Source organism: Ruegeria sp. CJ2 (genome assembly GCF_056536745.1).
This window is the reverse complement of record NZ_JBQFQF010000004.1, coordinates 245,759-272,740: the sequence shown is the minus strand read 5'-3', so window position 1 is coordinate 272,740 and position 26,982 is coordinate 245,759. Positions and strand designations below refer to the sequence as shown.

Sequence of the window (26,982 nt, the reverse complement as noted above, 5' to 3'; positions counted from 1 at the left end):
ATTCAAAAATATCACACCCGAGTGTCGCCAGACTTGATTCACAAGCGTTTTCCGGCAAGGCTTGGGGTATGAACATGCAGCCTCCCAGCCGGTTCTCTGCAAACTCGGCCCAAATGCCCGTCGCGTTTAACCGGCATGAGATGTCCCATATCCTGTCCGTCTATGGCCGGATGGTCGCCGCCGGAGAATGGCGCGATTACGGTATTTCCAACCTGCGGGACATGGCCGTGTTCTCGATCTTTCGCCGAACTGCGGAACATCCCATCTATCGGGTCGAAAAACATCCCCGGCTTCGGCAGAAACAAGGGATGTATTCAGTCGTGGGCATGGATGGCCGCATCCTGAAACGCGGCCACGACCTGCGCACGGTGCTGCGTGTGCTCGAGCGTAAGCTGATCCGCTCGGTTGACCTTGGTTAGAGCCGTTTATGGGCCGTCACCGGCCCGTCACCCTGTTCCATAATCCGCGCAATCGCATGTTCCAAAGGCTCAAACGTCACGTCCATGTGGAAGGCGTTGGCGTGCAGCAACATATCCTCGGCATAGACCCATGCCACATGCCCCTTCCAGAACAGCAGATCGCCGCGCTGAGGGGGGGTGCCTTGGGGCACCAGATGACCAATTTCGCGTTCCTGATCGCCGCTGTCGCCCGGGCAGGGTTGTCCGCAGGCCAGCAACCCGGCTTGCACAAGACCTGAGCAATCCAACCCGAACCGGCTGTTTCCGCCCCAAAGATAGGGCGTGCCCAGAAAAAGTTCGGCCACTGCAACAGGATCGGTCAGCGTGACGCCGACATGTTTGGCGTGAACGGATGGGATGAATCCAAGCTCGGTCTCCAGAAACCCATTCACCTCGGACGTGGCCGCAATTCTGCTGCCAAAACTCAAAGAGGTCCGGTCGCGGCTTTTCATGTCTGGCCGTGCATATGCGTGGGTGGCTGGTGCGGTGATCCAATGCGTTGCACTCAGGTCCGGGCCAAGCTGTTCCGACCGGACCCAGCCCGCATAGCCGTCTTTTTTGGCAGTGACCCGGCTCCAGCCATCTGCCTGATCCGAGCTTTCGACCGCGTCACCAAAAAGCAACTGCCGATCGCGCGGGCCATCGGGTTCGCGCGACAGGTCTGTGACCGGCTGGATGATGCGTTGGCGCGTCACAGGCCCAGTATCTCGGGCAACGCGGTCAACAAGGCGCGCGGCCCCTGGCCAAACCCGCCTTTACTGCGGCCGGGCTCACTGCTGCGCTGCCATGAGAAGATGTCGAAATGCATATAGCGGCTTTCCCCAACGAAGCGCCGGAGGAACAGCGCGGCGGTGATGGAACCGCCAAACCCGCCCGCGGGGGCGTTGTCCAGATCGGCGATACCCGGTTCGATCAACCCCTCATATGGGTCGTGGAATGGCATGCGCCAAACCGGATCAGCGGCCTTGCGCGCGGCGCGGGTCAACGCCTCTGCCGCGTCGTCGCTGTCGGTGAAATAGGGCGCAAGATCGGTTCCAACCGCCACGCGCGCAGCCCCGGTCAGCGTCGCCATCGAGATCACGAGGTCCGGTTTTCCTTCGTCCGCCAACGCCAGCGCGTCTGCCAGCACCAGCCGCCCTTCGGCATCGGTATTGTTGATCTCGACCGTCAGGCCCTTGCGCGAAGTCAGGATGTCGCCGGGCCGGAAGGCGTTTCCGGCCACCGAATTCTCGACCGCCGGGATCAGAACGCGCAGTTGCAGCGGCAGCTTCAGCGCCATGATCATCCGGGCCAGACCCAGAACATTGGCGGCACCGCCCATGTCTTTTTTCATCAACCCCATCGACGCGCCGGGTTTCAGGTTCAGCCCGCCCGTGTCAAAGCACACACCTTTACCGACCAAGGTCAGCTTTGGCCCCGCCGTGCCCCAGTTCATCTCGATCAGGCGCGGCTTTTGTGCTGCGGCGCGGCCAACCGTGTGGATCATCGGAAAGTTCTGATCCAGCAGCGCATCGCCCGCGATCACCGAACAGGACGCGCCGAATTCCTGCGCGAGGTCCTCGGTGGCGGCCTGCAACTGCTCCGGCCCCATGTCCGAAGCGGGTGTGTTGACCAGATCCCGGATCAGGGCCTCGGCCTTTGCCAGAACCTCGAGGCGCGCGGCATCAATGCCGTCGGGGGCAACCAGCCGGGCTTTGGCCGGTGACTGACTGGCGTAGCGGTCAAACGCGTACCCGGTCAGCAGCCAGCCAAGGCATTCGGTTTCCAGCACGTCCCCGGGAACACATGATGCGATGTGATAGGTGCCTTCCGGCAAAGCCACCGCTGCGGCCGCCAGTGGAAAACGCTTGCGGGCGCGGCCCGCCGGTTTGCCATACCCCGCCAGCGCGCAAAGCGGAGCCTCGTCGGTTCCGGGAACCAACAAGGTTTGACCCATCGCCCCTGTAAACCCGTTATTCGTGACCCAGTTCTGCACCGCGTCAGGCTGATCTTTCACCCAATCCTCCAGATCGGGTTGGGCGATCACGTGCAGCGGGACAGAATGGTCAGAGGGTGAGGCAAAGGTCAGGGTCATGGGTCACTCGGCTGGTTCGATTTGCGCCCAGCCTAGCCGCCCACACTCCATCCGCAAGCCCCTGTCAGACCGAAAGGTCCTGCTGGTCCCAGATAACGGTCAGGGATTTCTCGCCTACGCGAATGAGGCGCGACAGGGTGGCACCGGTGGCGACCGCATCGCCGGCATCCACATTCCGGGCCACGTCATCTGCAACGCCAGCCAGCGCTGTCATGCCGATCTGGTCCGCGATTGCCACCAAAGACCGGGAACATTTGCGCAGTCCGGTCCAATCGCGCTGCCGCCAGAACCGTTCGCAATTCGACAGGCGCACGGCCAACTCCTCGACCGTGCGACACAGCACGTCCAATGCGTTCTTTTCCCCAAGCTGCCGGTACAACCCGTTCAGGCGGTCCGGGTCCAGTCGGACAGATTCCTTGTGTTCAAGCGTGATAATATTTTCCACCACATATTCCCCAATTCACTATACCCCCACGGTACGATGTGACTTTGACCGGGAAGTTCTTTGCAAAACCTTGCTCTGGTGAAGGATAATTGCTCGAATTTTCCGCGAATTCGGGCTAGAGCAGCCCACAGCGAACAAATCAGGGACACGAACATGGATCATGCCAAGCCTTTGCCGAACTATCTGGTCAAACGGTATCATGGCTGGAAAGCCACCACTTATTCCGAGAATCAGGTCTGGTATCGCCGTCTGGCTACAGAGGGGCAGCGTCCGCGCGCCATGGTGATTTCGTGCTGTGACAGTCGGGTTCATGTCACTTCGATCTTCGGGGCTGATCAGGGCGAGTTCTTCATTCACCGCAATATCGCCAATCTCGTACCGCCTTACGCCCCGGATGGTGATCACCACGGCACGAGCGCGGCAATCGAGTATGCCGTAACCGCACTGAAAGTCGCGCATCTGATCGTGTTGGGCCATTCGCAATGCGGCGGGGTTCAGGGGTGCATTGACATGTGCAAGGGACAGGCCCCGCAGTTGGAAGCAAAAGAAAGCTTTGTCGGCCGCTGGATGGACATCCTGAAACCGAAATACGAGCTGGTTTCGGATGTCGAAGACGGGACGGAGCAGGCGCGCCAGTTTGAACGGCAGGCAGTTGTGGCCTCGTTGGAGAACCTGATGACCTTCCCGTTTGTGTCGTCGGCGGTGCAGGATGGCTCGCTCAGCCTGCATGGGTTGTGGACCGATATCGGCGAAGGCGGGCTGCAATGCTATGATCCGCAAGAGAAGAAATTCGTCGTCGTCTAAACCGTCGGGTTTTCTACACATATGACGGGCGTGGGATCAGTTTTCTGATTCTGCGCCCTTTTTTGATCCAACATCCTTTACCCAGCCTGAAGCGATTCAGGTCGGCTGATCCGCAAACTGTGTTGTCCGCCAACATTGGACATTGGTTCAAACGCAAACCTCGTTGGTTAAATTAAAGGCGTTTGCCCGGTTGAAACGGCCCAGCAGCGCACTTGCCCGATAAGAAGAAGCCGAAAAATTAGCCATTCTGCACTTTTTTTTAACTTTTTCGTTGCCGAAACCGGTTTCGGAACAAAAAATCGCAATCAATGACGGCGAATCTTTCATATCGGTCGCGCGATGCCGCAGACCGCCCCTCGGTCTCTGGGCGCGTCAAGCTGGACGAACTGGCTGCGCATCTGGGCTTGTCGAAAAGCACGGTGTCGCGGGCGTTGAACGGGTACTCGGATATTTCGGCCGTGACCCGCGCCAGGGTGGAAACGGCGGCGCGCAAGCTGGGCTATCGCCCTCTGAGCCATGCGCAGGCCATCCGAACCGGTCAGGTCCGCGCAATTGCGATGGTGTTGAACAGTGACGAACCTGATCGTCATAACCCTTTCCTGCAGGATTTTCTGGCGGGCGCGTGCGAAGCTGCCAGCCACCTTGACTGGACCATGACGATTTCGACCGCGACCTCGGAACGGGACACGCTGACAGTCCTCAGCAGACTGTTCGAAGAGCGCAAGGCGGATGGTTTCATTCTGCCCCGGACCGCAGTCAAGGACGCAAGGATCGGCCTTTTGCGCAGCCTTGAAGTTCCGCATATCCTGTACGGTCGCACCGGGTACGGGCAACCGAACACGTGGGAGGAAACCTCGTGGTTCGACGTTGCGGGCGAAACGGCGATGCGCAATGCAGTTTTGCGGCTGGCCGGGTTTGGCCATACGCGCATCGGCTATGTCGGCAGTGACCTCAAGTTCAATTACAGCCACCTGCGCCGCGACGGATATGCCGAAGGTTTGCACAAGGCGGGATTGCCTCTGGACCCCGAGTTGATCCGCGACGGCGCCAGAACGCGGGATGAGGGCGCAGCGCAGGCCATGGCCTTGATGCAGGTCGAACACCCCCCGACGGCGATTGTCTTTGCCACGGATCTGGCGGCCTTGGGCTTTTATCCGGTCGCGCAGGATCTTGGGCTTGAGATCGGGCGTGACGTGTCCGTCATCGGCTATGACGGCATTCCCGAATCCCGATACGCACGCCCGGCTCTGACCAGTTTTGCGGTGGATTCCCACATGGCCGGACAGCGTTTGGCGACGATGCTGATCCGGCAAATCCGGGGCGACGACCCCGCAGGTTTACGCGAACTGACCGAAGCCACCCTGGTCGAGGGTGGATCGGACGGACCGCCAACACGAACGCCACAGGAACTGGCGCACATAATACAGACTGACAATAATCATAACCGGGGAGACCGATCATGAAACTTACACCCAAGATGTCCCGACTGATGCTGGGCACATCGCTGGCAGTGATGCTTGGCGCGCTGTCGGCGCAGGCGGATACGATCCGCTTCTGGACCACCGAGGAACAGCCGGAACGTCTGGCCAAGCAGCAGGAGATGGCCGACCAGTTCAAAGCTGAAACCGGAACGACGGTCGAAGTGATCCCTGTCACCGAAAGCGATCTGGGTACGCGTGCAACCGCAGCCTTTGCTGCCGGTGATCTGCCGGACGTTGTCTATCACACGCTGCAATACGCTCTGCCTTGGGCCGAGGCGGGTATTCTGGATACCGAAGCTGCAACAGAGGTGATCGAGGAACTGGGTGCGGACACATTCGCCCCCGGCGCGCTGGCAATGGCGGCGTTCAACGGTGAAACGGCCTCGGTCCCGGTTGATGGCTGGACCCAGATGGTCGTCTACCGCAAGGACCTGTTCGACGAGGCCGGTCTGGAAGCCCCAAGTTCCTATGCCAATGTTCTGGCTGCGCTGGATAAGTTGCATAACCCGCCGGAAATGTACGGCTTTGTCTCGGCCACGAAGGTTGACGAGAACTTCATGAGCCAGGTGTTGGAGCATGTCTTCCTTGCCAACGGCGTTTCGCCCGTTGGCCCGGATGGGTTCCAGCCTCTGGACGAAGCCAAGACCACCGAGGTTCTGGATTTCTACAAGGCGATTTCCAAAGCCTCGCCTCCGGGTGAGCTCTATTGGAAGCAATCGCGCGAGCTGTATTTCGATGGCAAGGCCGCGATGATCATCTGGTCACCCTTCATTCTGGACGAATTGGCCGGTCTGCGCGACAGCGCACCGCCCACCATCACGGATGACCCAACCTCGCGCGATCTGGCGTCGAAAACGGGAATTGTGACCAACTTCTCAGGCCCGTCCAACCCGGATGGCGCGGCTTGGGGGGACGTGCGGTATTTCGGGATCACCAACGATGCCGATACCGATGCGGCGATGGAGTTTGTGAAATTCGCCATGGATGACGGCTATACCCAGACGCTGGCCATCGCGCCCGAGGGCAAGTTCCCGGTGCGTCGCGGCACTGCGGACAACCCGACGGCCTTTGCCGAAGCCTGGGCGGAACTGCCCGTAGGCGTTGATCGTAAAGCCCCATTGGGTGAGTTGTACGATCAGGCGATGATCGACGAGATCGTCGGCGGTCTGGACGTGGCACAGCGTTGGGGTGTGGCCGAAGGGCAGCTTTCGCTGGCGTCCAAGATGATCAACTCTCAGGCCATCAACCGGATCGTGCGTCAATATATCGACGATGAGATCGACGCCGCCGCTGCCGTGGCTGCGATGAACGAAGAACTTGCCAAGGTTCAGTAGACCCCTGCTTGACCGGCATCTGCAGCGGCGTGCGCGCCGCTGCACCTAACCCTCTGAGGTCCACCCATGTCTTCGGCCACCCCACCGACCGGAACCGGGGCGCTTGCCAAACGCGAGGCGCGTCTGGCCTGGGCGCTGCTTTCTCCGACCGTGATCAGTGTATCGCTTGTGGTGATCCTGCCCTTGCTGGCGATCTTCTGGATCAGTTTCAAGCCGTTCACCCTGTCTGACCTGCGCCCGCCTGCGCCCGTTGTGCGTGAAAGCCTGCGCGGATCAGGCGAGGATCTGCGGATCGAATACCGCGTACGCAACTCAAGTCAGGAGATCGCCATTGAAGGCGTGACCGTGACAGATGTGCTGCCTGATGGCGTAACGGCGGGCGAAATCTCGGCCCCCTGTGTGCTGGACGGACGGGACCTGTTCTGTGACTTCGGCGCGTTGGAAGGTGGTCAGCGCGAACGCATCCGTATTCCCGTTACCGTGGACGGAGACCCTGACGCCTTTGAAGAGGCGATCGAAGGGTCCGAACCCGGCGTCACCGGCAGCGGCCCAAGCGTTCTGACCAATTTCGAGTTCAGCTTTGAAAACTTCGCCCGTGTTTTTGACGGGGATGAGTTCTGGGGCGTTCTGTGGGTCACGCTGTTCTACACGGTTTTCGGCACCATCGGAGCCTTGGTGATGGGCCTGTTCGCGGCTCTGTTGCTAAACAAAAGTTTCAAAGGACAAGGGATCATCCGGGGGCTTTACCTGTTTCCCTACGTGGCCCCGGTGATCGCCGTGGCCTTTACGTGGGTTACGTTGTTTGACCCGTTCTCAGGCTCGGCCAATGCGCTGTTGGTGCAGATGGGGCTGAGCAGCGAGCCGATCAATTTCTTCGGCGAGCGCCCTCTGGCGCTGATCATGGTCACGGTGTTCGAGATCTGGCGTTATTTCCCGCTGTCCTTCCTGTTCATTTTGGCGCGGATGCAATCCATCGACTCCAGCATGTATGAAGCGGCGGATATGGACGGGGCGTCGCCCTTCCAGAAATTCTGGCTGCTGAGCATCCCGCAACTGTTGGGCATCCTGTCGGTGCTGTTCCTGCTGCGTTTTATCTGGACGTTCAACAAGTTCGACGACATCTTCCTGCTGACTGGCGGCAATGCGGGCACACGCACCCTGACCGTGAATGTCTATGAGCAAGCCTTTGCGATCTCCAACATCGGAGCAGGCGCGGCTGTGGCCGTGGTAATCCTGATGTGCCTGATTGCCTTCAGCTTTGTCTTCTTCCGCTTTATCAGCCGAGAGGAGGGCCTGTGATGCGCAAAGGGTATATCACGGGCCCGGTTCTGGGCGCGCTCTGGCTGGTGGTGATCGCCACAACGGTTGCCATCACAATGTCCTTCTCGACCGGGGCGGCGTTTCGTCCGCAGGTCTTGCTCTGCCTGATCTGGGGCGCGGTTGTCGGGCTGATCTACGTCCGGTTTCCAGCACATCGCGCACCGGCGCGGTTGGGAGCCTCGGCTTTGTTGGGCTTGTCTGCTCTGACCGGGTTCGGGCCTGTCCTGATCGGTTCGGACACATCTGTGCAGGCCGTGCTGGTCACGGTGTTTGCCATGGCCATTGTCACGCACCTGTCGTTGGCCGCGATCCTGCGGGATACGCCCTTTGGGGACCTCACTCGGCATGAGTTCGAGGATGCGGTGATCCGGTTCTGCACCGGGTTTGGCTATATCTTCTTCACCGCTATCGTCGTCATTCCCTTCTATGTCATGGTGATGACCAGTCTGAAATCGCAACAGGCCCTGTTGCAGAACCCGCTGGATTTCTCGGTCGACCTGTCGCAAGGCTGGGCGCTGTTCCGCAGCTATACCGAGCTGTTCCGCGATTTCAATTTCGGCACCTACCTTTGGACCTCGTTCTATGTGTCGGTCCTGACGGTGTTCATCACCCTGTTGTTCAGCGTTCCCGGAGCCTATGCGGTGGCGCGGTTCCGGTTCAAAGGGCAAAAGGCGTTCTCGCGCTCGATCCTGCTGATTTACATGGTGCCGATGATCGTGCTGGCGTTGCCGATCTACATCGCGTTTTCTCTGACGGGTCTGCGCAACTCGATCCTCGGCATTGTGATGATCTACCCGGTCACAACGATCCCCGTCGCGCTTTATATGTTGCAAGGGTATTTCCGGGGCCTGCCGACCGAGGTGGAGGAGGCCGGTCTGATGGACGGCCTTTCACGTCTGGCGGTAATCTGGAAAATCACCCTGCCGCTCAGCCTGCCCGCGCTGGCGTCGGTGTCGCTTTATGTCTTCATGATCGCCTGGAACGAATTCCTGCTGGCCTTCATGCTGCTGGACGACCCGTCGAAATTCACCCTGACCCGAGGTGTTACGATGCTGAACTCTTCGGAAATTCCACGCCAACACCTGATGGCCGGGGCGGTGATTGCCACCGTTCCGATCATGGCCCTGTTTCTGGGGCTTGAGCGTTTCATGACCAAGGGCCTGACGGCAGGCTCGGTCAAAGGATGACTGACATGAACTACTATACCACGCCGAGTGAATCGGCCCGCAACATCCTGATTGCCAATGACAGGGGCGGCTACACGATCCCGACCAGTGGTCTGTATCCCTACCAATGGAACTGGGACAGCGCGGTTGCCGCACTCGGTTTTGCCGAGTTCGACATCAACCGCGCATGGGTTGAGCTTGAGACGTTGTTCTCGGGTCAGTGGGCGGACGGCATGGTCCCACATATCCTGTTTCACAAACCCGATCCGGGCTATTTTCCGGGGCCGGACGTGTGGGGCGGAACGGGGCCGATCCCGTCTTCGGGGATCATTCAGCCTCCGTTGGCCGCAACGATGGCCCGGCGGTTATTGGACATGGATCCGGTGACAGGCAAAGAACGGATGCGCGCGCTGTTCCCCAAGATGCTGGCTTGGCACCGGTGGATCATGGCGTGGCGGCTGGACGATCACGGCGCGGTCTGCACCACCCACCCGTGGGAGGCCGGGCGCGACAACGCCCCCGACTGGGACAATACGATGGCGGCGATTGATGCCTCGGACGTGGGCGAATACCAGCGTCGCGACACCAGCCATGTCAACAGCGCCGACCGCCCGACGAAATACGACTATGACCGTTATATCAAACTGGTGAATATCGGCCGTGAGGTTGGCTGGGATCAGGCCAAGCTGCTGGAGCTGAACCCGTTCCGCGTGGCCGACCCGACCATGAGCTTCACCACCCTGCGCGCCGCCCGTGATCTGCTGGCCGTAAGCAAAGACCTCGGGCTTGAGGCTGACGGTCTTTGCGCCGATATCGACCGTCTTGAGGCGGGTGCCCGGTCCTTATGGAATGAGGCACTGGGCGCGTTTGACGCACGGGATGCGCATACTGGTGAATGGGCAGAAAGTGTCTCTAACGCGAGCTATTTGTGCTGGTATGCGGGGATTGACTCGGCCCGTATGCTAGAGCGGGTCAAGACGGTACTGACCACCGTGCCGCACCCCATTCCCAGCTATGACCCGCATATGCCCAAATTCGACGAGCGCCGATACTGGCGCGGCCCGACATGGGCATTCATGAATATGCTGACCGGCTTTGGACTGGCCGAAATGGGCCACGGGGTCGAGGCCGAAGCCCTGCGCCTGAAAACCGCGCGCCTGATCGCCGGACATGGCTTTGCCGAGTATTTCGATCCGCTCACCGGTGGGCCCGCAGGTGGCAATTCATTCACGTGGACCGCTGCCGTTTGGCTGCACTGGGCAGGGAGGAACTGATGGGCAGCATCGAACTCAAAAGCGTCGAGAAGTGGTTCGGCGACGTGCAGGTGATCAAGGGCATCGACCTGCAAATTCAGGAAGGTGAGTTTGTCGTCTTTGTCGGCCCCTCGGGATGCGGCAAGTCCACCCTGTTGCGCATGATCGGCGGGCTCGAGGACATCTCGCGCGGGGGGCTTTTGATCAACGGGGCGGATGTGACCGACCACCCGCCCTCGAAACGGGGGCTGACGATGGTGTTTCAGTCCTATGCCCTGTACCCCCATCTGTCGGTGGCCGAGAATATGGGCTTCTCGCTGAAAGTGGCGGGTGTATCCAAGGCCGATATCGCCGAGCGCGTTGGAAAAGCGGCCGAAGTGCTTAAGTTAGAGCCTTATCTTGAACGCCGCCCCAAAGACCTGTCCGGCGGACAGCGTCAGCGCGTGGCCATCGGTCGGTCCATCGTGCGCGACCCGACCGCGTTCCTGTTTGACGAACCCCTGTCCAATCTTGATGCCGCCCTTCGGGTCGAAATGCGCTATGAGATTGCCAAGCTGCATCAAAGCCTGAACCGAACCATGATCTACGTGACACACGATCAGGTCGAGGCGATGACGCTGGCCGATCGAATCGTGGTGCTGGAGTTCGGCAAGATCGCGCAGGTCGGCACCCCGCGCGAACTGTATGAACGCCCAGCCAACCTGTTTGTGGCGCAGTTCATCGGCAGCCCGAAAATGAACGTCCTGCCCTGTACCGTGGCCGGGGGTCAGTTCCGTCTGGAAAACGGCGGCAGCGGTCCATTTGACCGGACGGGTGAGGCAACACGGCTGGGCATCCGCCCCGAACATATCAGCGTGGTCGAGCCGGGCGCAGGCCACAGCGATGGCGTGGTCGAGGTTGTCGAATATCTAGGCGCTGACATGTTCATCATCGTCGACTGCGGCACCGAAGAAAAAGTCACCGTCCGCCTTGGGGGAGATACCGAAATCAAGGCCGGGGCACAGATCGGTCTGCATTTCGCGCCCGAGAAATTGCAGTTCTTTGATGGGGAAGGACAGGCTTTGTGAGCAGATCGGTCCCAAATAGGTGAGTTTGCATCTTTCCGATCCGCACAGAGGCTGTAAGCTGTCTGAAATTTCAGCGATTCATTGATCGAAGTGATTTCAGGTGGTGATTGTGCATACGAAAAACGACCTTCCCGAACGGGAGCCCCACGTCTGGATTTCTACGACTTGGAACGACACGGTTGGCGTAACTCCGATGACGCGGAGGGAATATGAACGGCACTGGCGTGCGGGTCAGCCCAAAGAAATTGGCGAAAAATACAGCGAATTGCTGCAACGCACTTATAACAAAGTTCCGAAGGGCGAGGTGCTGACGGCAGAAGAAATTGGCGATGTCTGGTACTATGGCTCGCAGGACGGCAATCCTGCACCTAGTTTCATGAACGGAGGCGGGCTGCCGGTGCTGTCAGACTCGGCCAAAACGGTTTTGGAACAGTTCGATCTGGGCGAAACCTATTTCCACTTGATCAGATTGCAGGCCCCGGCGGGCCATGCAACCACGGATGAGCCGTATTACATCCTGAATGTGTGCAATAAACGGTCGATGGGGAACTATTTGGCGTTGGGGCCCGAGGGTGATTTGACGGCTCCATTGAACAATAGATACGGGAAAAGGTTCACGCCAAGATCGGGTTGGGAACACAAACTGGTCGTTACCCCCGAAGCACTGGACGGGCCCGACATCCGGATCGACCCGAAAATTCCCGAACTTCTGTTCCTCTCTGAACGTCTCGTTTCAGCTTTGAAAGCTGCCGGAGTCGATGACGGTTGGGGCTTGGTCCGCTGCCCCGTCGGGGTTCTTTAAACACTGTTTGCGCCAAAACGACCTTAGTACGGCTTGTGTTTTTTCAATCCATACTGCACGCTTTGCGTGTATTGAGTTTCAGGGATTCTAGTATGTTCGATCAGCGACAAAGTGATCATATTCGCAAGCTTCAGGCCGACAGAGCTTCGGCTGCACACCACCCTCGTCCGTCTGCGAAACCGGCCCCACAGAACAGGGGTATCACGATGGGGTATCGCATTGTCGTCGCCCTCATCGTGTATCCAATCGCTGTGACGGCGCGGCGGATTGTTGATATGGGGGCGGATGAAAATTTCAGTATCGAACAATTTACTCATTTGCTTCCGCTGATCTACACTGCGCTCGGGTTTGTCATTTTCATGTTTGCCGGAGGCGTGTTTGCTTTGTTCACATTCCGAAAACGCCCCCGGTTCGCTTGGTTCATCGCAATGTGTTTCATCGGGTATTTCCCAGGTGGGGCCTTGATGAAATTTTTTACCTAGCCGGGCACCATTTGGCTGAGGTCATTGGTGAGCAATAAAAAAAGGGCCAACCTATGGTTGACCCTTCGTTTTTCTGGCCGATTTGACCTTAGCCCTTTTTCAGAACCTCACGGCCCAGCAGTTCTGCGATCTGAACCGCGTTCAACGCCGCACCTTTGCGCAGGTTGTCGGACACGCACCACAGGTTGATGCCGTTCTCGATGGTCGAATCCTGACGGATGCGGCTGATGAAGGTGGCAAAGTCACCGGCGCATTCGATGGGCGAGACGTAGCCGCCCGGTTCGCGCTTGTCGATCACCATGATGCCCGGTGCTTCGCGCAGGATGTCGCGGGCTTCATCCTCGTCCAGGAATTCCTCGAACTCGATGTTCACAGCTTCGGAGTGGCCGACGAAGACCGGAACGCGGACGCAGGTCGCGGTGACCTTGATCGACGGATCGACGATCTTTTTGGTCTCGACCACCATCTTCCACTCTTCCTTGGTCGAGCCGTCCTCCATGAAGACGTCGATCTGTGGAATGACGTTGAAGGCGATCTGTTTCTGGAACTTCTTCGGCTCAACCTCGGTGGTGGGGTTGTAGATGGCCTTGGTCTGATCCCAAAGCTCATCCATGCCCTCTTTGCCCGCGCCCGAAACCGACTGATAGGTCGAGACAACAACGCGCTTGATCCTGGCGCGGTCATGCAGCGGCTTCAGCGCGACAACCATCTGCGCGGTCGAGCAGTTGGGGTTGGCGATGATGTTCTTGTTTTTATAGTCGTGGATCGCCTGCGGGTTACATTCCGGCACGATCAGCGGAATATCCGGGTCGTAGCGATAGAGCGAGCTGTTGTCGATCACCACGCAACCCGCCGCAGCCGCCTTGGGCGCATAGATTTTGGTCGCGTCCGAGCCGATGGCGAACAGCGCCATGTCCCAGCCGGTGAAGTCGAAGGTGTCGATGTCCTGGGTGGTCAGTGTCTTGTCGCCAAAGCTTACTTCGGTACCCAGCGAACGACGGCTTGCCAGAACAGCAAGTTCATCGACGGGGAACTGGCGTTCCGCCAGGATGTTCAGCATTTCGCGGCCCACGTTACCCGTGGCGCCGGCGACAACGACGCGATAGCCCATTTCATGTCTCCAAAGTTAAGGACGCGCGTTCATAGCCGCGTTGCAGCAAAGAAAAAAGAGTTTTCCGGGCATATTTCGCCCGATGACACCGATTTGACGCGGCGCATCGCCTCAGTTTTCGGTCAGAAGCCGTTCGTAGAGGGCGACAAGGGTCTTTGCCTCGCCGTTGATATCGAAATTCTGTTCGACATGGGCACGGGCGGCGCGGCCGGATTGGGCGAGGGATTCGCGGTTCTTCAGCATTTGCGCACTGGCGTCCACCATGGCGGGGATGTCGTCCGGTGGGATGATACGGCCCAGCGTAGGGTCGGTGACGATTTCCGAGAACGCTCCGACATCGGTGGCCACGACGGGCACGCCGCAGGCCATCGCTTCCAACGGGGTGAGGCCGAACCCTTCCCACCGCTGGGGGGCGATGAAGAGGTCCAGCACCTGATACCATTCGGCAATCTGGTCAACGGTGATTTCGGGCATGAACAGGATGCGGTCGGACAGACCGGCAGCGGCAACCTTGTCATTCAGCTCGGCCAGAAAAGCGGTGTGCTTCTCGGTCGCGCGGCCCATTACGATGCCGTGGACGTCATCGACCCGGTCACACAGGCCGATCATCGCATCGACAAAAGCGTCAGTGCCTTTCTGATGACGGATGCGGCCATAGCAGCCCAGCAGCAGACCATCCGGCAGACCCAAGCGAGTACGAACCGCCGCCTTATCCTCGGGCGGGGTGAAATCCTGCAGGTTGATGCCGTGCATAATGACCTGCGCGTCCCGGTCCAGATATCCGGCAGTCTTGCGCGACGTGGCGACCACGGCGTCCATCTTGCCGATCAGCCACTTGGTATAGCCGGTATGGGCGCGTTGCGAGGCGCTGGTGAATAGCAGCTTCAACCGCAGGCGCAGGATGTTGCGCAGGAACAGGCCCAAAAGCATCTCGGTGTTGCGGCGCGCGTGCCAGACACGCAGGGTTTTGCGGGGCAGAAAGGGCAGGCGGCCCAGCGGGATGTGCGGGATATCGGCGGGCAGACCCGGACCGGTGGCGGCAATGTCGATCCATTGCCCTTGTAGGGGCACCAGTCGCGCAATTGTGGCAGTCACGCCCGACAGCCTGCGTTTGAGATTGGGGGCAATGACGCGCGGGTCTGTCAAAGGGGTTCTCCCGAAGAGTCTCAGTCCAGGCTATCGCGGCTGAACAGGTAAATCACGCAGCCAAGCGCGACGGCTATGGCGAAAAATCCGAATATTGCTGTGTAAGGTGCGCTTGCGCCCATGTCCACCGTCGCCGCGTGGATCCGCCCCGAGGCGAACTGTGCCAGCCCAACGCCCCCGATGCCGAAAAGATTGAGCAACGCAACACCGCGCCCCACAAGATGCGGCGCGATAAACGCGCGCCCATGCGCCATGATGACCGGGAAGGCCGCGCCAAGAAAGCCGATCAGGGCCAGCAAAGCCACGGATAGCCAGACGGATGCTTCAATCCAGAAACACATCGCCGTCAGCGCCAGGCTGCTGAGGACATTGCCGCCGAAAATAACCCATTTCCGAGTGCCCAACACGCGATCCAATGGTCCATAGACAAAGATACCCGCGATCATCGCGGCCCCCATGAACAACGTCGCCTGACCGATCTGCGACGTGGTCAGCCCAAACACCTCTCGCAGGTACGGGCCCGCCCACAGACCGCGCAGCGCAGCCGAAGGCGCATAGGCCACCAGCATCAAGGGTAAGATGGTCCATAGCGCCGGTTCCCTGAGCAGGTCAAGCACAGACCCTTTCTGCTCGGTTTCGATCCGCTGAGGATCACGCACCGTTGAAAGAATACCCAGCGCCACAACTGCCGAAACCGCGGCCAGCGTCCAAAGTGTATTGCGCCACCCCATCAATTCCACGGCAAGCGCTGTCGGGTATGAGGCCACCAGATTTCCGACCGACCCGACCCCCATCATCAAGGCCGCAAGGGTCGCGAACTTGGCAGGCGGAAACTCGCGCGCGAATATGTAGTAAGAGGCCATCAGAACCGGGGAACATCCAACGCCGATCAGCCCCATCGCAAGGGTAATGTGAAACGGCGTGGTGGCCACGGCAAACAGGCCCGCGCCACCTGCACCGCCGACCAGCAGCAGGACCGCCGCTGTCAGGCGGGGGCCGACCCGATCCAATGCCCAGCCCACGGGCAATTGCATGGCCGCAAAGACCAGAAACCAAAGGCCTGACGCAAAGGCCAGATCCTCGGGCGTCGCACCGATGTCGCGCCCAAGATCGACGGTGAGAACGGCCAGGAAAGCACGAAAAAACTGGCTGAGCACATAGCCCAGACACAACACCACCAGACCTGCTTTCATCTAACGCCCCTCTTCCCCATCGGCTGACCGGACCTGATTGGCACGACAAACAGGTTCACACAAGCGCGTGTGTCGTGACGATTTCGTGGGAAAGTGGCGGAGATCGCGCTACACTGAGGGATAATTTCCGATCGAGGCGATTATGAAAGACGCTCAGGCCGCGTTCTATGACAGTCTTCCTTTGCTGCGCGATTTTGCCCGGCTTGCTGATCCCGTGCAGTTTTCAGCCCTTCCTGACGATTGGGTCGTCGGGGTTGCCGATATTGTCGACTCGACTACAGAAATTGCCAAAGGTCGCTACAAGACGGTAAATATGGTCGACGCTGCCGTTATCTCTGCCATGATCAACGCCATGAAGGGCAACGACTTCCCTTACGTGTTTGGTGGAGACGGCGCAGGGTTTGCCGTCCCCGCAAGCGCCGCTGAAGACGCCCGATCCACACTGGCTGCCTTGCGGCGCTGGGCGGAAGAAGAGTTCGCAATATCCTTGCGTGCAGCGTTGATGCCCGTTGCCGAAATCCGAGCGGCGGGCCGGGACTTGCGCGTCGCCCGCTATGCCCCGTCTGACGGCGTGGACTATGCGATGTTCTCGGGTGGCGGGTTGGCCTGGGCCGAGGCGCAGATGAAAGCGGGCGCGTTCGCTGTGCCGATTGCGGAGCCCGGTGCCCAGCCGGACCTGACGGGCCTGTCCTGTCGCTGGTCGAATATCAAGGCGGTTCATGGTCAGATCGTGTCACTGGTGATCGAGCCGACCTCACACGCGACCGAGAGCGATTTTGCAGATCTGGCGCAGTCCGTTCTGGCCGCGTCAGAAGGGTTGGAGCGGGCGGGTCATCCTGTGCCAGTGAACGGCCCGCCAATGCACTGGCCGCCGCCGGGTCTGGACATCGACGCGCATGTGTCCCGGCGGGGCCGCAATGTTACCCTTCAGAAACTGGGGTTGCTGGTGCAGAACCTGCTGATCTACCTGTTGTTCAAGATCGGTCGGCCCATGGGAAACTTCCAGCCCGAGCACTATCAGCAGATGGTCAGTCGTAACGCGGATTACCGGAAGTTCGACGACGGGTTGAAGATGACGCTGGATTGCGACGCGGCGACGCTGTCGCAAATCCGGATAATGCTTGAACAGGCCCGTGGACAGGGAAAGATCCGCTATGGCCTGCACGCACAGGACGAGGCGATGATGACCTGTTTTGTTCCGGCGGCCACGCGCGACGATCACGTTCATTTTGTGGATGGCGCATCCGGAGGATATGCTCAGGCAGCCGCCGCCATGCAGGGCTGAGGCGTTATTTCCCTTTCCACTGCGCAGCCAGTGCGCGGGCAGCCCGGGCCAGCAACATGACATCAATGCCGACCGCCAGAAACTGGGCGCCCATATCCAGATAGGCTTGATTGGCCTCATCCGTCGTTCCCAGAATACCCGGGGCTTTGCCCGCGGCCCTGATCCGTGTCATGGCATCTGCAATCACGGCACGCACTTCGGGTGCGGTACTGTCGCCCTGATATCCCATATCCGTAGACAGATCCGCAGGTCCGATAAAGACACCGTCGACGCCCTCTATCTTCAGAATGTCGTCCAGAGCCTCGATCCCGGCGCGGTTTTCGACCTGCACCAACAGGCATATCTGGGCGTCTGCGGTGTGAATATAGTCGGTGGCCGTTCCGTACATCGTCGCCCGTGACGCCATGGCCCCAACGCCCCGCACGCCCTGAGGCGGGTAGCGGCAGGCGCGCACCAGTTCCTGCGCCTGTTGCGCGGTCTCAACCATGGGAACAAGAATGGTCTGTGCCCCTGCGTCCAGAACCATCTTGATCAATGCAGTGTCGCCTACGGGCACCCGGACAACGGGATGGGTCGGACTGGACGACAGCGCCATCAGTTGATCGCGAACGGATCGAATGTCGTTTGGCGCGTGCTCTCCATCAATCACCAGCCAGTCGAACCCGGCCGTGCCCATGATCTCGGCCGTGACAGCCTCGGCAAAGCTGCTCCAGCAGCCGATCAACCTGTCACCGTTTTGCAAAGCCTGTTTGAAGCTGTTTGTAGGGGCGGGCATGTTGGAACCTCTATGTCTGTGACCGGACAAGCTCGGGGATCGAGTCTTGAAAGCATCATTCCCAGTGGTTCCGAGTTTGACCAGCCCAAAAGTGAAGGACCGACCACCGCCCGAGAAGGTTCGGGCGGTTATTTAAGTTCTGCGCGGGTGATGTCATTCAGTGAGATAAATATCAGGCTCTAAATATAGGTTTTTCGGAAATACACGCACGAGTTGCAGTCTGGAACGAATTCGTCCAAGATTCCTTATGCCCAACGACTTGCCACTTACGTCGCGCTCGTTGCCCATAGCTTTGCTGCGGGCACGCGAACGTGTGATGGGCCCTATTCGAAAGATGCTGACCGATGCTGGCGTGACAGAACAGCAATGGCGTGTCCTGCGCGTTCTGCAAGAGGAAGGCCCACAGGAACCCACGCATATTGCAGAGCGAGCCTGTCTTCTGCTGCCCAGCCTCACGCGGATACTGCAAAAACTGGAGGCCAAGGGTTTGATCCGACGCAGGACTCATCCCGGCGACAAGCGTCGCCAGATTGTCGAGGTGACGGCGCAGGGTGAGCGGATTATTCAGGACAATATCGAAGTGATGAAGCATCTTGCCGAAGAAATCAGACAGCAACTGGGCCCCGAACGTCACGAGGCATTGCTTGACCTGTTGAACGACCTGCACGATCTGTAGCCCTTTTGGGGCTTCTGGTTCTGGGCCGCCAAACCGCGCTGCTTTCTAAAGGCAACTCACCTGCTTGCCCCCACAGGTTTGTCGACTAAGATGCGCTGTCGTTGCCAGACAAAGGGGGCATTATGTCGGACATCCTGTTTTCGCTGCCAGAACCGCTTGGAATTCCGGTCGAGGGGCTGTCGTCCCCTTATCCTTTGGGTCGCATTTTCTGCGTTGGGCGGAACTATGCGGCACACGCCGCCGAGATGGGCCACGAGGTTGATCGCGAAGCGCCGTTTTATTTTACGAAATCTGCCGCCAATGCGGTTTTGTCCGGGGCCACTGTGCCGTTCCCGCCGGGAACAGAAAACTTCCATCACGAGATGGAGCTGGCCGTTGCGATCGGCACCCCCGTTTTTCGCGCGTCCCGCGCCGAGGCCGCAGAAGCCGTGTATGCGTACGGGTGCGCTTTGGACATGACCCGCCGTGACCTGCAGATACGGGAGCGAAATAAACAGCGCCCCTGGGATCTTGGCAAAGACCTTGAGAACGGGGCAGTCTTCGGCCCCCTGACCCGCGCTGCGAACTGGTCGCCGGATGACGACAAGCGTATTGTTCTAAGCGTGAATGGCGAGGTGCATCAGGACGCAACGCTGCACGAATTGATATGGAAGATCGACGAAATCATCAGCCATCTTTCAGGCTATTACCATCTGCGGCCCGGCGATCTGATCATGACAGGCACCCCGGCGGGCGTTGGGCCGGTGCAAGCTGGCGACAGGCTGGAGGGTACGATTGACGGTTTGCAACCGATAAGCTTGACCCTATCGGCGGCGGAATAGACCCTAAACAGGGTCTTTCAGCCAGTTCTCTGCAAACTCGACACGCTCAAGGCCGGCGAACCTGCGAACCCGGTCGAACTCTGATTCCAACCGCCCTGTCCGCGCCGCAGACCAGCGGACGGACCGTTCCGGCCAAACCGCGCTGACCCGCAATGCACCGTCGTCGCGGTGGGCCTTCATGTCGATGCGACCGATCATTCGGTCACCTTCCAACAGCGGAAATACATAATATCCGTAGGTTCGTTTTGGGGCGGGTACGAATACCTCGATCCTGTAGTGAAACCCAAACAGCTTTTCGGCCCGGTTGCGATCGCGAAGCATGGGGTCAAATGGGCTAAGTACACGGACGCGGCCCGGTGGCTTGCTCAATTGGCCTACGTCTTCGAAGTCGGGCCGAGACAGCATCCTGCGCGTCCGACCATCGGCGCAGGTCACGTCAATTTCCTCCAGATCTCCTTTTGTTAGAGCCTGTTTGCACCACTCCCGCGCTTCGGTGGTGCTGACCGTATCCCAAAACGCGGCCAGCTCGCCCGAGGTCGCAAATCCCAACCGGTCCATCGCCGCATTGCACAGCCAGTCAACGGTTTCTTCGGGATCGACCTGCAGCTTTCCGGGGCAAAGGTGGTCGTCGATCACGCGTTCTGTCAGGTCATAGCGTTTCTGAAATCCCTGCCGCCCAATCACGGTCAAGGCCCCGGACCGCCAAAGGAACTCCAGTGCAGTCTTGGACGGGTGCCAGTCCCACCAGCCGCCCGATCCTTTCTTTTCGTCTTTGCCGACATCTGACGAAGACACTGGCCCGTGGTCACGGATATGCTGCAAGACGGTCTCAAACCGCTGCTCGAACCCATCCCGACGCCAGTTCTTCCACCGGGATTTCAACAAATCCGCATCACGTTGAAACCTGAGATGCCAATGCCGGTAATACTCCATGGGGATTACGGCTGCGTCATGAGTCCAGTGTTCGAACAGCGCCCGGTCTTTTTCATAGAGGTGTTTGAGATTTTTCGGGCGATAGCTGGGTCTGCGGGAAAACAGGATCATGTCGTGGGCGCGGGCCACGGTGTTGATGCTGTCCAGCTGCACAAAGCCCAACCTCTGGATCAGGTCCAGAAGGTCTGCTCCCTTGGCGCTGCCTGTCGGCGGTTCAAGAAGCGCGTGCCGATCCATGAACACGGCCCGCGCAGTTCGATTGTCCAGTTGACGAAGCGCCATCAGGTCAGCGTCGTTTCAACGTATCGCCATAGCTGATCTTGGGGGTCAGGGTCACACGGGTGTCGACCTCTGCATCGGGGTCGGCAAGCTGCGCGGCGATGATTTCGGCCGCTTTGCGCCCGATCTCGAGCCGGCAGGCGTCCATCGTGGCCAGCTTGCGTGGCAGACCCTGCAAAAGCTCGACATTATTGAAACCAGCCAGACCGATCTGGCCGGGTACATCAATGCCTTGGTCCAACAGGTAAAGCAGGCCACCCGCGCCGATCATGTCGTTGGAATAATACAGAAAATCCAGTTCGGGTGAGCGTTCCAGCATGGCCTGCGTCATCTCGCGCCCCTTGGCCAGGGCCGACCCACCAGAGTAGAATTCGCGATCTTCGATTTCGACGCCGTGCTTGCCCAGTACTTCGGTAAAGCCTTCGAACCGTTTGCGTGCCCGGTGATCCAGCGGCATTTTTGTGCCCATGAACCCGATATGTTCATAGCCGGCCTTGAGGATTGCCTGAGCCATCTCGCGCCCGGCCCGACGGTGCGAAATCCCTACCATGGCGTCGACCGGTTTACCGTCGGTGTCCATGATCTCGACCACCGGGATCCCGGCCGAATCCAGCATGGCGCGGGCCGCGTCCGTATGTTCCAGCCCGGCGATGATCACACCTGAGGGCCGCCACGAAAGCATCTCGTAGAGAACTTTCTCTTCTTTTTCCGGCAGGTAATCTGTGACGCCGACTACGGGTTGCAACTCGGTATCTTCCAAGACCTGATTGATTCCAGTCAGTACTTCCGGGAAAACCATGTTGGAGAGCGACGGAATAATGACCGCGACCAGATTGACCCGGCTTGACGCCAATGCCCCCGCGATTTTGTTCGGCACATAGCCCAATTCCTTGGCCGCAGCCAGAACCCGTGTCCGGGTGGCGTCGGATACATCCCCCCGGTTTCGCAGAACCCGGCTGACCGTCATCTCGGATACGCCGGACGCCTCAGAGACATCACGAAGGGTAAGCGGGCGTTTAGTATCTGTCGTCACTGGGGTACCTGCGTTGTTGTTTTGTGGAATGGTAGCGTGAACAGAGCGCATTTTACAACTGTTGCGCAAAGGTCATGACAACCAGAAAAAACACAGGTAGAGAGAGCCTTGCGCGGCCCCGTGGCTCAACTGGATAGAGCAGCCCCCTCCTAAGGGGCAGGTTGCAGGTTCGAATCCTGCCGGGGTCGCCAGGGTGGTCAGAAAGCCTTGTTTTGGCAATGTGTTATGCCAATTTCACAAGTCGCACAGGCGAGGTCTTAGATTCTTTGATCCATGGATTGCGACGGGACCTGTTCGGTGCTGTGCCACCGTACCACTTTCGCTGGAATGCCCGCGACGGTGCAATTTGGCAGAACGTCCTTTAGTACGACACTTCCCGCCGCAACCTTGCTCATGGCACCGATCTGGACGTTTCCCAGGATTTTGGCGCCTGCTCCGATCATCACGCCTTTTGCGATTTTCGGGTGGCGATCACCGGTTTCGTTTCCGGTGCCGCCAAGGGTGACGTTCTGCATGATCGACACGTCGTCAAGGATCACTGCGGTTTCGCCGATCACGACGCCAGAGCCGTGATCTATCAGGACACCTCGTCCAATCTGGGCCGCCGGGTGAATATCCGGACCAAAAACAAGTGAAACCCGGTTCGCCAGCCAAGACGCAACCTGCGGTCGACCGTCATTCCAAAGCTGGTGTGCTATCCGATGGGCCTGAAGCGCTTGAAACCCTTTGTAATTAAGAAGCGCGTGCAGGAAGCTGGTGCAGGACGGGTCTCGGGCGCGCACAGCCTCCAGATCGGCGACGGTGGCATTTGGGATTGCGGGGTTTGCCAGCAGCAATTCCGTGAACATGTCCGACAGGATATAGTCCTCGAACCCTGCGGTCTGCAGAACGGAGGCCAGTTGATTTGCCACCAGCCTTTCAAGGGACCGTGCGTCCACGAGATGAGCAAGCAGCGCGCGCATGAACGGGTCCTCTGCCATCGACTGTTCAATCTCGGTCAAAAGAACCTCGGACATCGCCTGCCGTGAATGCCGGTTTGCGATTTCCAGTTTCATGACTTGTCTCCTGTTTTGCGCAGGGTCCAGACGCTGCTGACATCTTGGTTTCAGAACGTCTCGACATGGGGGCGCAGTTCGATTTCATAAGTCCAGGCGCTGTTATGCTGACGAGACAGTTCAAGATAGCTGCGCGCGATCTCATCGGGGTGAAGGGTGGTGTCGGGGGCGTCGTAGGGGGCACCGCGGTCGGGTTGATAGATCACCCCGTCGATGACGACATGAGCCACGTGGATTTTTTTTGGGGCCAGCTCTCGCGAAAGGCTTTGGCACAATCCACGCAGCGCGAATTTACCCATTGCGAACGGAGCTGATTGCGCAAATCCTTTCAACCCAGCCGATGCACCTGTGAACAGCATTGTGCCGGTTCCGCGCGGGATCATTCGCCGCGCGGCCTCTTGCGCAACGACCAGCGCGCCCCACCCGTTGACCGACAGCGTCGCGCGCACAGCGTCCAGATCCAGATCAGCGATGGGGCCGCGGGTATAAGCACCGGCGTTGTAGACAACCAGTTCGGGCGATCCGACCTCGGCGTCGACACGGCTGAACATGTTCCGCACACTGTCTGCGTCGGACGCGTCACAGACAAAGTGTTTTGCGCCGATCTTTGACCAGAGTGGGGCGGCCTGTCTGGACGCCACCGCCACATCATAGCCGGATTGCGCAAAGGTGCGGGTGAATGATGCGCCGAGCCCTGGCCCGGCGCCCACAATCAGAGCAACCTTACTCATGGAATTGTTCCCACGAGACAGGTGAGGTTGCCGCCATTTTAGCCACCTCGACAGGTGCGCTCAGCCATTCCTCGTATTGTTGGAGTACCCGCTTCGTATACGCCTTGGCATAGTGCTCGGTCAGAGCGTTCTCGTCTTCAAAACACTCAAACAGGTTGAGCGTGTTGGCCTCGGTCTTGCTTTCAAAGGCCGAAAAGATATGGCAACCGGGTTCCTGCAGGGTCGGTGGAACAATCTCGTTCAGCGCGTCCCTGGCCATCTCGAAATATTCCGGCTTCGTCCGGATCGTGGCGAACAGGAACAGCTTTTTCTTGGTTCCGGTCATTCAGACCTCTCCCATATAGACGGGTTTGAGGCCCTTCACGAGTTCGGCCTGAATTGGTGCGACAGCATCATTGTAGGCGGCCACGCCCATGTCGTGACCAACCTGTGTACGGATGGGGCGCGGGGTTTCCATCTCGATCAGGTTGGCGATGCGATCGGCCACGTTATTGGCGTCTGTGCTGGCATCGCCTTCGTCAAACATCCCGCGGAACATGCCAAGCAGCCGGTCCCGGCCCTTTGCCAGATCGCCATATTCGCTGAGTCTGGCGGTGTCGCTGGGGGCAGGTGCGGTCACAACCAGATCGGTCCCGTGACCACTTGGCTCGATCAGGATCGATTCAATGCCAAAGGGTTCAAGCTCATAGTGCAGCGCCTCGCAATACGCCTCCATCGCCCATTTGCTGGAACAGTAAAGACCGAAGAACGGCATGCCGAACCGCCCGGCAACCGAGCTGAGGCTTATGATTAGACCCTGATTTCTGGGGCGCATGTATTTCAGAACCGCGCGGTTCATACGCATGATGCCATAAAGGTTCACATCGAACAGATCCTTGGCCTGATCCAACGAGAAGGCTTCGGTCAGTCCAACTGGCATGACCCCCGCGTTGTTCACCAGAACGTCAATCGGATGCGTCATTTCTATTCTTTGAACGACGTCTTCGCAGCCGGCTTCGTCTGTCACGTCCAACTCGACAGGTTCAATGCTGCCTGCGACGTCATGGGAAAACTGGGCCAAGGCGTCGGCAGCCAATTTGTTGCGCCCGGTCACGTCGCGCATCGCGGCGTAAACCCTGTGCCCCTGCGATGCCACCATCTTGGCGGTGCGCAGGCCGATTCCGCGGCTGGCGCCTGTGATCAATACAGTCTTGGAAGTCGTCATGATTTCGTATCCTCTGTTTTGAAAATTGTGCGCATGAAAAGAGACAGCGGTTTGTCGGTGCCGCTGGCTTTCATTCGGGTCAGTGCCCCGCTCCAAGAACTCAGCAGCCAATCGGCGGCCTCGGTCGGGGACAGGTGTTGTAGTCCGATTTGTGACAAGTCAGCCTGGCGCAGGCATTGGCTCAACTCGTCGATAAGTTCGTTCCAATGGGTATCGAGTTCGGCCTGAAAAACCGGCCGTTCATCGGCCAGTTCGGTCGACAGGTTGCACATCAGACAACCTTGGGCGTATTGGCGGCTTTTCATGTCGTCCCGCGCGCCTTCAAAGAATGCCTGAACACGGGCCAGAGGTGGCAGAGAGGGGTTGTTCAGACAATCCTGCGCGAATTCAACCTGCCGCTTGTGATAGCGGCGGGCGACTTCGATTCCGAACGCCTCTTTCGAGGGGAAGTGGTGGTAGAACGACCCCTTGGGCACTCCGGCTGTGTCAAGGATGTCATTGATCCCGCTTTCAGCGAAGCTTTTGGTTCTTATTGAATGCTCACCGGCGTCGAGAAGTTTTTCGCGGCTTGCAGCAAGGGCTTTAGGGTTCTTAGGGCGGGCCATGAGGGGGTCCTGTTCGTGGCTTTCAGTTTTTATTAGACCAGTCTCTTATAAACTGGAACTCACATGAACTCACGAATTTGTGAGGGGCAGTCTTTGGTTCAGGTTTGGCGCGCGGATTGAGGACCGGCAGGAGAGTTACTTGCGGATAGATTCGCCTGAAGATTACACTTATAATCTAAAATTGAAAGAGATTCGCAATCCTAAACAACCGAAAAAGCAGCGAGACGTAAGACAATGCGCGTAAATAGGGAAACGGCACAAAGAAACCGGGAAAATGTTGTGGACACAGCATCCAAGCTGTTTCGGGAGCAAGGCGTTGACGGGGTTGGCATCGGGCCGTTGATGAAACAGGCCGGGCTGACCAATGGCGCTTTCTATAAACAGTTCGAAAGCAAAGATGCCCTGGTTCTTGAGGCGGCCGACTACGCCTTCAAACAGAACAGGGCCGCCTGGCGCGAGGCGCTGAAGGCAGAGGCCTCTGATCCCCTTGCCGACTTTAAGAAATGGTATTTGTCCCAAGATCACATCCATCACAGGGGCTTGGGGTGCACCTATTCGACACTGGGATCAGAAGCCCCGAGACGCGGTAAGCCGTTTCAGGACCTTTTTGCCGAAGCTGTCGAAAAGTCATTGGGGATTTTGCACGATCACGCCCCGATGGAGCGGTCGGAAGAGGTGAAAACCCTCTGCGGTCTTGTCGGGGCATTGATCCTGTCCCGCGCGGTTGGCGAGAGCGACCTTAGCGCTGAAATAGTCGAAGCGATGACCGACGCACCGGCCAAACCAAAGGGCTGAAATACCGCGCCTCGTGCTGGCAATGCTGCGATCTGATTGACGCAAAACGGACCGGATTTTCATCAACCTCAACAGAGTGTGATCAGCTTTCTCTTGATTAGATTACGATTGTAATCAAAAATGTCGGTAAACTTATTTTGGAGCTACTGACATGCGATTGAAGACAACCGGTCCTGCCCGAAAGATCCCCAGAAACACCGCGTCTCAATCCTCCGTCGATAGCTGTTCCAAACAGCCCTCCGTTTGGGCGATGATTGCGGCCACGCTAGTTCTGCTGACAGGGTTTCAGGCCGGAGCAGACGCGTTAAGCGACTTTGAAAACTCCGTCGGACATCATACCACGTCGCGATCCGGTGCCTCTATCCACTATGCGGTGACCGGGTCGGGTGACCCGGTCTTGTTCGTACATGAATTTCCCGATCACTGGCTCACATGGTGGCGTCAGATGGATGGGTTGTCGTCGGATTACAGCGTCGCTTCGACGGGCTTGCGGGGCTTCAACCTGAGCGATCAGCCAACTGTGCCCGAGGCCTATGCCTTTGAAAACCTTATCGCTGATGTCGAGGCTGTGATCTCGGATATTGACGCGGGCGCCGTTGACGTTGGCCATCTGCCAACGGAATCGGCTCAACTCCAACCCAAATAATCAAAGGG

General features: G+C 58.7%; 29 protein-coding genes and 1 tRNA gene. 15 read left to right on the top strand and 15 right to left on the bottom strand.

All coding sequences use genetic code 11. The features are described 5' to 3' along the window. Positions 1–68: 68 nt before the first annotated feature. Positions 69–419 (top strand): DUF2794 domain-containing protein, encoded by a 351-nt coding sequence (locus tag ACR0MS_RS07970; protein WP_170387086.1) that lies wholly within the window; start codon positions 69–71, stop codon positions 417–419. Here ACR0MS_RS07970 and ACR0MS_RS07965 read toward each other — a convergent pair. From ACR0MS_RS07965 to ACR0MS_RS07955, 3 genes are all read right to left on the bottom strand, one after another. Continuing rightward, positions 416–1,153, bottom strand: coding sequence for a C40 family peptidase (locus ACR0MS_RS07965; protein ID WP_480571187.1), 738 nt, complete (start codon positions 1,151–1,153; stop codon positions 416–418). The genes ACR0MS_RS07970 and ACR0MS_RS07965 overlap by 4 nt on opposite strands. Further along, positions 1,150–2,532 (bottom strand): leucyl aminopeptidase family protein, encoded by a 1,383-nt coding sequence (locus ACR0MS_RS07960; protein WP_480571190.1) that lies wholly within the window; start codon positions 2,530–2,532, stop codon positions 1,150–1,152. Before ACR0MS_RS07960 ends, ACR0MS_RS07965 begins: the two co-directional genes overlap by 4 nt. A gap of 64 nt (positions 2,533–2,596) precedes the next feature. Then, positions 2,597–2,980, bottom strand: coding sequence for a hypothetical protein (locus tag ACR0MS_RS07955; protein ID WP_480571193.1), 384 nt, complete (start codon positions 2,978–2,980; stop codon positions 2,597–2,599). A 150-nt stretch (positions 2,981–3,130) separates the two neighbouring features. Here ACR0MS_RS07955 and ACR0MS_RS07950 point away from each other — a divergent pair, with 150 nt between their 5' ends. From ACR0MS_RS07950 to ACR0MS_RS07915, 8 genes are all read left to right on the top strand, one after another. Continuing rightward, on the top strand, positions 3,131–3,781 hold the full coding sequence (locus ACR0MS_RS07950; protein WP_480571197.1) for a carbonic anhydrase: 651 nt from the start codon (positions 3,131–3,133) through the stop codon (positions 3,779–3,781). Positions 3,782–4,089: 308 nt separating this feature from the next. Continuing rightward, on the top strand, positions 4,090–5,244 hold the full coding sequence (locus tag ACR0MS_RS07945; protein WP_480571200.1) for a LacI family DNA-binding transcriptional regulator: 1,155 nt from the start codon (positions 4,090–4,092) through the stop codon (positions 5,242–5,244). Further along, complete coding sequence (locus ACR0MS_RS07940) at positions 5,241–6,596, top strand: ABC transporter substrate-binding protein (RefSeq protein WP_480571203.1); 1,356 nt, start codon at positions 5,241–5,243, stop codon at positions 6,594–6,596. Before ACR0MS_RS07945 ends, ACR0MS_RS07940 begins: the two co-directional genes overlap by 4 nt. A gap of 66 nt (positions 6,597–6,662) precedes the next feature. Next, positions 6,663–7,895, top strand: coding sequence for a carbohydrate ABC transporter permease (locus ACR0MS_RS07935; protein WP_480571206.1), 1,233 nt, complete (start codon positions 6,663–6,665; stop codon positions 7,893–7,895). Beyond that, the gene (locus tag ACR0MS_RS07930; protein WP_480571209.1) at positions 7,895–9,103 is read left to right on the top strand and encodes a carbohydrate ABC transporter permease; all 1,209 of its coding nucleotides are present in this window, start codon (positions 7,895–7,897) and stop codon (positions 9,101–9,103) included. Before ACR0MS_RS07935 ends, ACR0MS_RS07930 begins: the two co-directional genes overlap by 1 nt. Before the next feature lie 5 nt (positions 9,104–9,108). Further along, positions 9,109–10,356, top strand: coding sequence for an MGH1-like glycoside hydrolase domain-containing protein (locus ACR0MS_RS07925; protein ID WP_480571212.1), 1,248 nt, complete (start codon positions 9,109–9,111; stop codon positions 10,354–10,356). Then, complete coding sequence (locus ACR0MS_RS07920; RefSeq protein WP_480571215.1) at positions 10,356–11,402, top strand: ABC transporter ATP-binding protein; 1,047 nt, start codon at positions 10,356–10,358, stop codon at positions 11,400–11,402. Before ACR0MS_RS07925 ends, ACR0MS_RS07920 begins: the two co-directional genes overlap by 1 nt. A gap of 109 nt (positions 11,403–11,511) precedes the next feature. Further along, on the top strand, positions 11,512–12,204 hold the full coding sequence (locus ACR0MS_RS07915) for a hypothetical protein (protein ID WP_480571219.1): 693 nt from the start codon (positions 11,512–11,514) through the stop codon (positions 12,202–12,204). Positions 12,205–12,227: 23 nt separating this feature from the next. On the opposite strand, the gene ACR0MS_RS07910 is transcribed toward ACR0MS_RS07915, so the two are convergent. From ACR0MS_RS07910 to ACR0MS_RS07895, 4 genes are all read right to left on the bottom strand, one after another. After that, positions 12,228–12,521 (bottom strand): hypothetical protein, encoded by a 294-nt coding sequence (locus ACR0MS_RS07910; protein ID WP_480571222.1) that lies wholly within the window; start codon positions 12,519–12,521, stop codon positions 12,228–12,230. A gap of 253 nt (positions 12,522–12,774) precedes the next feature. Next, positions 12,775–13,797, bottom strand: a complete 1,023-nt coding sequence (locus ACR0MS_RS07905) for an aspartate-semialdehyde dehydrogenase (protein WP_480571225.1) — start codon at positions 13,795–13,797, stop codon at positions 12,775–12,777. Positions 13,798–13,908: 111 nt separating this feature from the next. Continuing rightward, complete coding sequence (locus ACR0MS_RS07900; RefSeq protein ID WP_480571228.1) at positions 13,909–14,943, bottom strand: glycosyltransferase family 4 protein; 1,035 nt, start codon at positions 14,941–14,943, stop codon at positions 13,909–13,911. 20 nt (positions 14,944–14,963) lie between these two features. Continuing rightward, complete coding sequence (locus ACR0MS_RS07895; protein WP_480571231.1) at positions 14,964–16,136, bottom strand: MFS transporter; 1,173 nt, start codon at positions 16,134–16,136, stop codon at positions 14,964–14,966. 142 nt (positions 16,137–16,278) lie between these two features. Here ACR0MS_RS07895 and ACR0MS_RS07890 point away from each other — a divergent pair, with 142 nt between their 5' ends. Beyond that, a complete protein-coding gene (locus tag ACR0MS_RS07890) occupies positions 16,279–17,421 on the top strand; it encodes a DUF3095 domain-containing protein (protein WP_480571234.1) in 1,143 nt (380 codons plus the stop codon). A gap of 4 nt (positions 17,422–17,425) precedes the next feature. On the opposite strand, the gene ACR0MS_RS07885 is transcribed toward ACR0MS_RS07890, so the two are convergent. Next, on the bottom strand, positions 17,426–18,196 hold the full coding sequence (locus ACR0MS_RS07885; RefSeq protein ID WP_480571237.1) for an HpcH/HpaI aldolase family protein: 771 nt from the start codon (positions 18,194–18,196) through the stop codon (positions 17,426–17,428). 247 nt (positions 18,197–18,443) lie between these two features. Between ACR0MS_RS07885 and hpaR the strand changes: the two genes are divergently transcribed. Together hpaR and ACR0MS_RS07875 are read left to right on the top strand one after the other, a co-directional pair. Continuing rightward, positions 18,444–18,872 (top strand): homoprotocatechuate degradation operon regulator HpaR, encoded by a 429-nt coding sequence (hpaR, locus tag ACR0MS_RS07880; RefSeq protein ID WP_480571240.1) that lies wholly within the window; start codon positions 18,444–18,446, stop codon positions 18,870–18,872. Positions 18,873–18,994: 122 nt separating this feature from the next. Then, entirely contained in the window at positions 18,995–19,693 is a 699-nt protein-coding gene (locus tag ACR0MS_RS07875; RefSeq protein ID WP_480571243.1) for a fumarylacetoacetate hydrolase family protein, read from the top strand. Positions 19,694–19,696: 3 nt separating this feature from the next. Here ACR0MS_RS07875 and ACR0MS_RS07870 read toward each other — a convergent pair whose 3' ends face one another. Next, on the bottom strand, positions 19,697–20,908 hold the full coding sequence (locus tag ACR0MS_RS07870) for a winged helix-turn-helix domain-containing protein (protein WP_480571245.1): 1,212 nt from the start codon (positions 20,906–20,908) through the stop codon (positions 19,697–19,699). 4 nt (positions 20,909–20,912) lie between these two features. Beyond that, positions 20,913–21,938, bottom strand: a complete 1,026-nt coding sequence (locus tag ACR0MS_RS07865) for a LacI family DNA-binding transcriptional regulator (RefSeq protein ID WP_480571248.1) — start codon at positions 21,936–21,938, stop codon at positions 20,913–20,915. A 114-nt stretch (positions 21,939–22,052) separates the two neighbouring features. On the opposite strand from ACR0MS_RS07865, the gene ACR0MS_RS07860 reads away from it, so the two are divergent. Further along, positions 22,053–22,129 (top strand) — tRNA-Arg (locus ACR0MS_RS07860). A 66-nt stretch (positions 22,130–22,195) separates the two neighbouring features. On the opposite strand, the gene cysE is transcribed toward ACR0MS_RS07860, so the two are convergent. From cysE to ACR0MS_RS07835, 5 genes are read right to left on the bottom strand one after another with little or no spacing between them, the layout of a single operon-like run. Next, positions 22,196–22,993: a serine O-acetyltransferase gene (cysE, locus tag ACR0MS_RS07855; RefSeq protein ID WP_480571251.1), complete on the bottom strand. Its 798-nt coding sequence runs from the start codon at positions 22,991–22,993 to the stop codon at positions 22,196–22,198. A 50-nt stretch (positions 22,994–23,043) separates the two neighbouring features. Further along, a complete protein-coding gene (locus tag ACR0MS_RS07850; RefSeq protein WP_480571254.1) occupies positions 23,044–23,724 on the bottom strand; it encodes an SDR family NAD(P)-dependent oxidoreductase in 681 nt (226 codons plus the stop codon). Then, a complete protein-coding gene (locus ACR0MS_RS07845) occupies positions 23,717–24,049 on the bottom strand; it encodes a putative quinol monooxygenase (protein ID WP_480571258.1) in 333 nt (110 codons plus the stop codon). The genes ACR0MS_RS07850 and ACR0MS_RS07845 overlap by 8 nt, the downstream gene beginning before the upstream one ends. Beyond that, a complete protein-coding gene (locus ACR0MS_RS07840; RefSeq protein WP_480571261.1) occupies positions 24,050–24,928 on the bottom strand; it encodes an SDR family oxidoreductase in 879 nt (292 codons plus the stop codon). Next, the gene (locus ACR0MS_RS07835) at positions 24,925–25,533 is read right to left on the bottom strand and encodes a TetR/AcrR family transcriptional regulator (protein ID WP_480571264.1); all 609 of its coding nucleotides are present in this window, start codon (positions 25,531–25,533) and stop codon (positions 24,925–24,927) included. The genes ACR0MS_RS07840 and ACR0MS_RS07835 overlap by 4 nt, the downstream gene beginning before the upstream one ends. A 279-nt stretch (positions 25,534–25,812) precedes the next feature. Here ACR0MS_RS07835 and ACR0MS_RS07830 point away from each other — a divergent pair, with 279 nt between their 5' ends. Next, a complete protein-coding gene (locus ACR0MS_RS07830) occupies positions 25,813–26,328 on the top strand; it encodes a TetR/AcrR family transcriptional regulator (protein ID WP_480571267.1) in 516 nt (171 codons plus the stop codon). 151 nt (positions 26,329–26,479) lie between these two features. After that, positions 26,480–26,974: an alpha/beta fold hydrolase gene (locus ACR0MS_RS07825; protein ID WP_480571270.1), complete on the top strand. Its 495-nt coding sequence runs from the start codon at positions 26,480–26,482 to the stop codon at positions 26,972–26,974. Positions 26,975–26,982: the final 8 nt, after the last annotated feature.

Excerpts from the sequence above, each read along its gene's own strand:
- ACR0MS_RS07970 (WP_170387086.1), top strand. The coding sequence starts at position 69 with ATGAACATGCAGCCTCCCAGCCGGTTCTCTGCAAACTCGGCCCAAATG.
- ACR0MS_RS07960 (WP_480571190.1), bottom strand. The coding sequence starts at position 2,532 with ATGACCCTGACCTTTGCCTCACCCTCTGACCATTCTGTCCCGCTGCAC.
- ACR0MS_RS07950 (WP_480571197.1), top strand. The coding sequence starts at position 3,131 with ATGGATCATGCCAAGCCTTTGCCGAACTATCTGGTCAAACGGTATCAT.
- ACR0MS_RS07945 (WP_480571200.1), top strand. The coding sequence starts at position 4,090 with ATGACGGCGAATCTTTCATATCGGTCGCGCGATGCCGCAGACCGCCCC.
- ACR0MS_RS07940 (WP_480571203.1), top strand. The coding sequence starts at position 5,241 with ATGAAACTTACACCCAAGATGTCCCGACTGATGCTGGGCACATCGCTG.
- ACR0MS_RS07935 (WP_480571206.1), top strand. The coding sequence starts at position 6,663 with ATGTCTTCGGCCACCCCACCGACCGGAACCGGGGCGCTTGCCAAACGC.
- ACR0MS_RS07930 (WP_480571209.1), top strand. The coding sequence starts at position 7,895 with ATGCGCAAAGGGTATATCACGGGCCCGGTTCTGGGCGCGCTCTGGCTG.
- ACR0MS_RS07925 (WP_480571212.1), top strand. The coding sequence starts at position 9,109 with ATGAACTACTATACCACGCCGAGTGAATCGGCCCGCAACATCCTGATT.
- ACR0MS_RS07920 (WP_480571215.1), top strand. The coding sequence starts at position 10,356 with ATGGGCAGCATCGAACTCAAAAGCGTCGAGAAGTGGTTCGGCGACGTG.
- ACR0MS_RS07910 (WP_480571222.1), bottom strand. The coding sequence starts at position 12,521 with ATGAGTAAATTGTTCGATACTGAAATTTTCATCCGCCCCCATATCAAC.
- ACR0MS_RS07905 (WP_480571225.1), bottom strand. The coding sequence starts at position 13,797 with ATGGGCTATCGCGTCGTTGTCGCCGGCGCCACGGGTAACGTGGGCCGC.
- ACR0MS_RS07895 (WP_480571231.1), bottom strand. The coding sequence starts at position 16,136 with ATGAAAGCAGGTCTGGTGGTGTTGTGTCTGGGCTATGTGCTCAGCCAG.
- ACR0MS_RS07890 (WP_480571234.1), top strand. The coding sequence starts at position 16,279 with ATGAAAGACGCTCAGGCCGCGTTCTATGACAGTCTTCCTTTGCTGCGC.
- ACR0MS_RS07885 (WP_480571237.1), bottom strand. The coding sequence starts at position 18,196 with ATGCCCGCCCCTACAAACAGCTTCAAACAGGCTTTGCAAAACGGTGAC.
- hpaR (WP_480571240.1), top strand. The coding sequence starts at position 18,444 with ATGCCCAACGACTTGCCACTTACGTCGCGCTCGTTGCCCATAGCTTTG.
- ACR0MS_RS07875 (WP_480571243.1), top strand. The coding sequence starts at position 18,995 with ATGTCGGACATCCTGTTTTCGCTGCCAGAACCGCTTGGAATTCCGGTC.
- ACR0MS_RS07870 (WP_480571245.1), bottom strand. The coding sequence starts at position 20,908 with ATGGCGCTTCGTCAACTGGACAATCGAACTGCGCGGGCCGTGTTCATG.
- cysE (WP_480571251.1), bottom strand. The coding sequence starts at position 22,993 with ATGAAACTGGAAATCGCAAACCGGCATTCACGGCAGGCGATGTCCGAG.
- ACR0MS_RS07850 (WP_480571254.1), bottom strand. The coding sequence starts at position 23,724 with ATGAGTAAGGTTGCTCTGATTGTGGGCGCCGGGCCAGGGCTCGGCGCA.
- ACR0MS_RS07845 (WP_480571258.1), bottom strand. The coding sequence starts at position 24,049 with ATGACCGGAACCAAGAAAAAGCTGTTCCTGTTCGCCACGATCCGGACG.
- ACR0MS_RS07840 (WP_480571261.1), bottom strand. The coding sequence starts at position 24,928 with ATGACGACTTCCAAGACTGTATTGATCACAGGCGCCAGCCGCGGAATC.
- ACR0MS_RS07835 (WP_480571264.1), bottom strand. The coding sequence starts at position 25,533 with ATGGCCCGCCCTAAGAACCCTAAAGCCCTTGCTGCAAGCCGCGAAAAA.
- ACR0MS_RS07825 (WP_480571270.1), top strand. The coding sequence starts at position 26,480 with ATGCGATTGAAGACAACCGGTCCTGCCCGAAAGATCCCCAGAAACACC.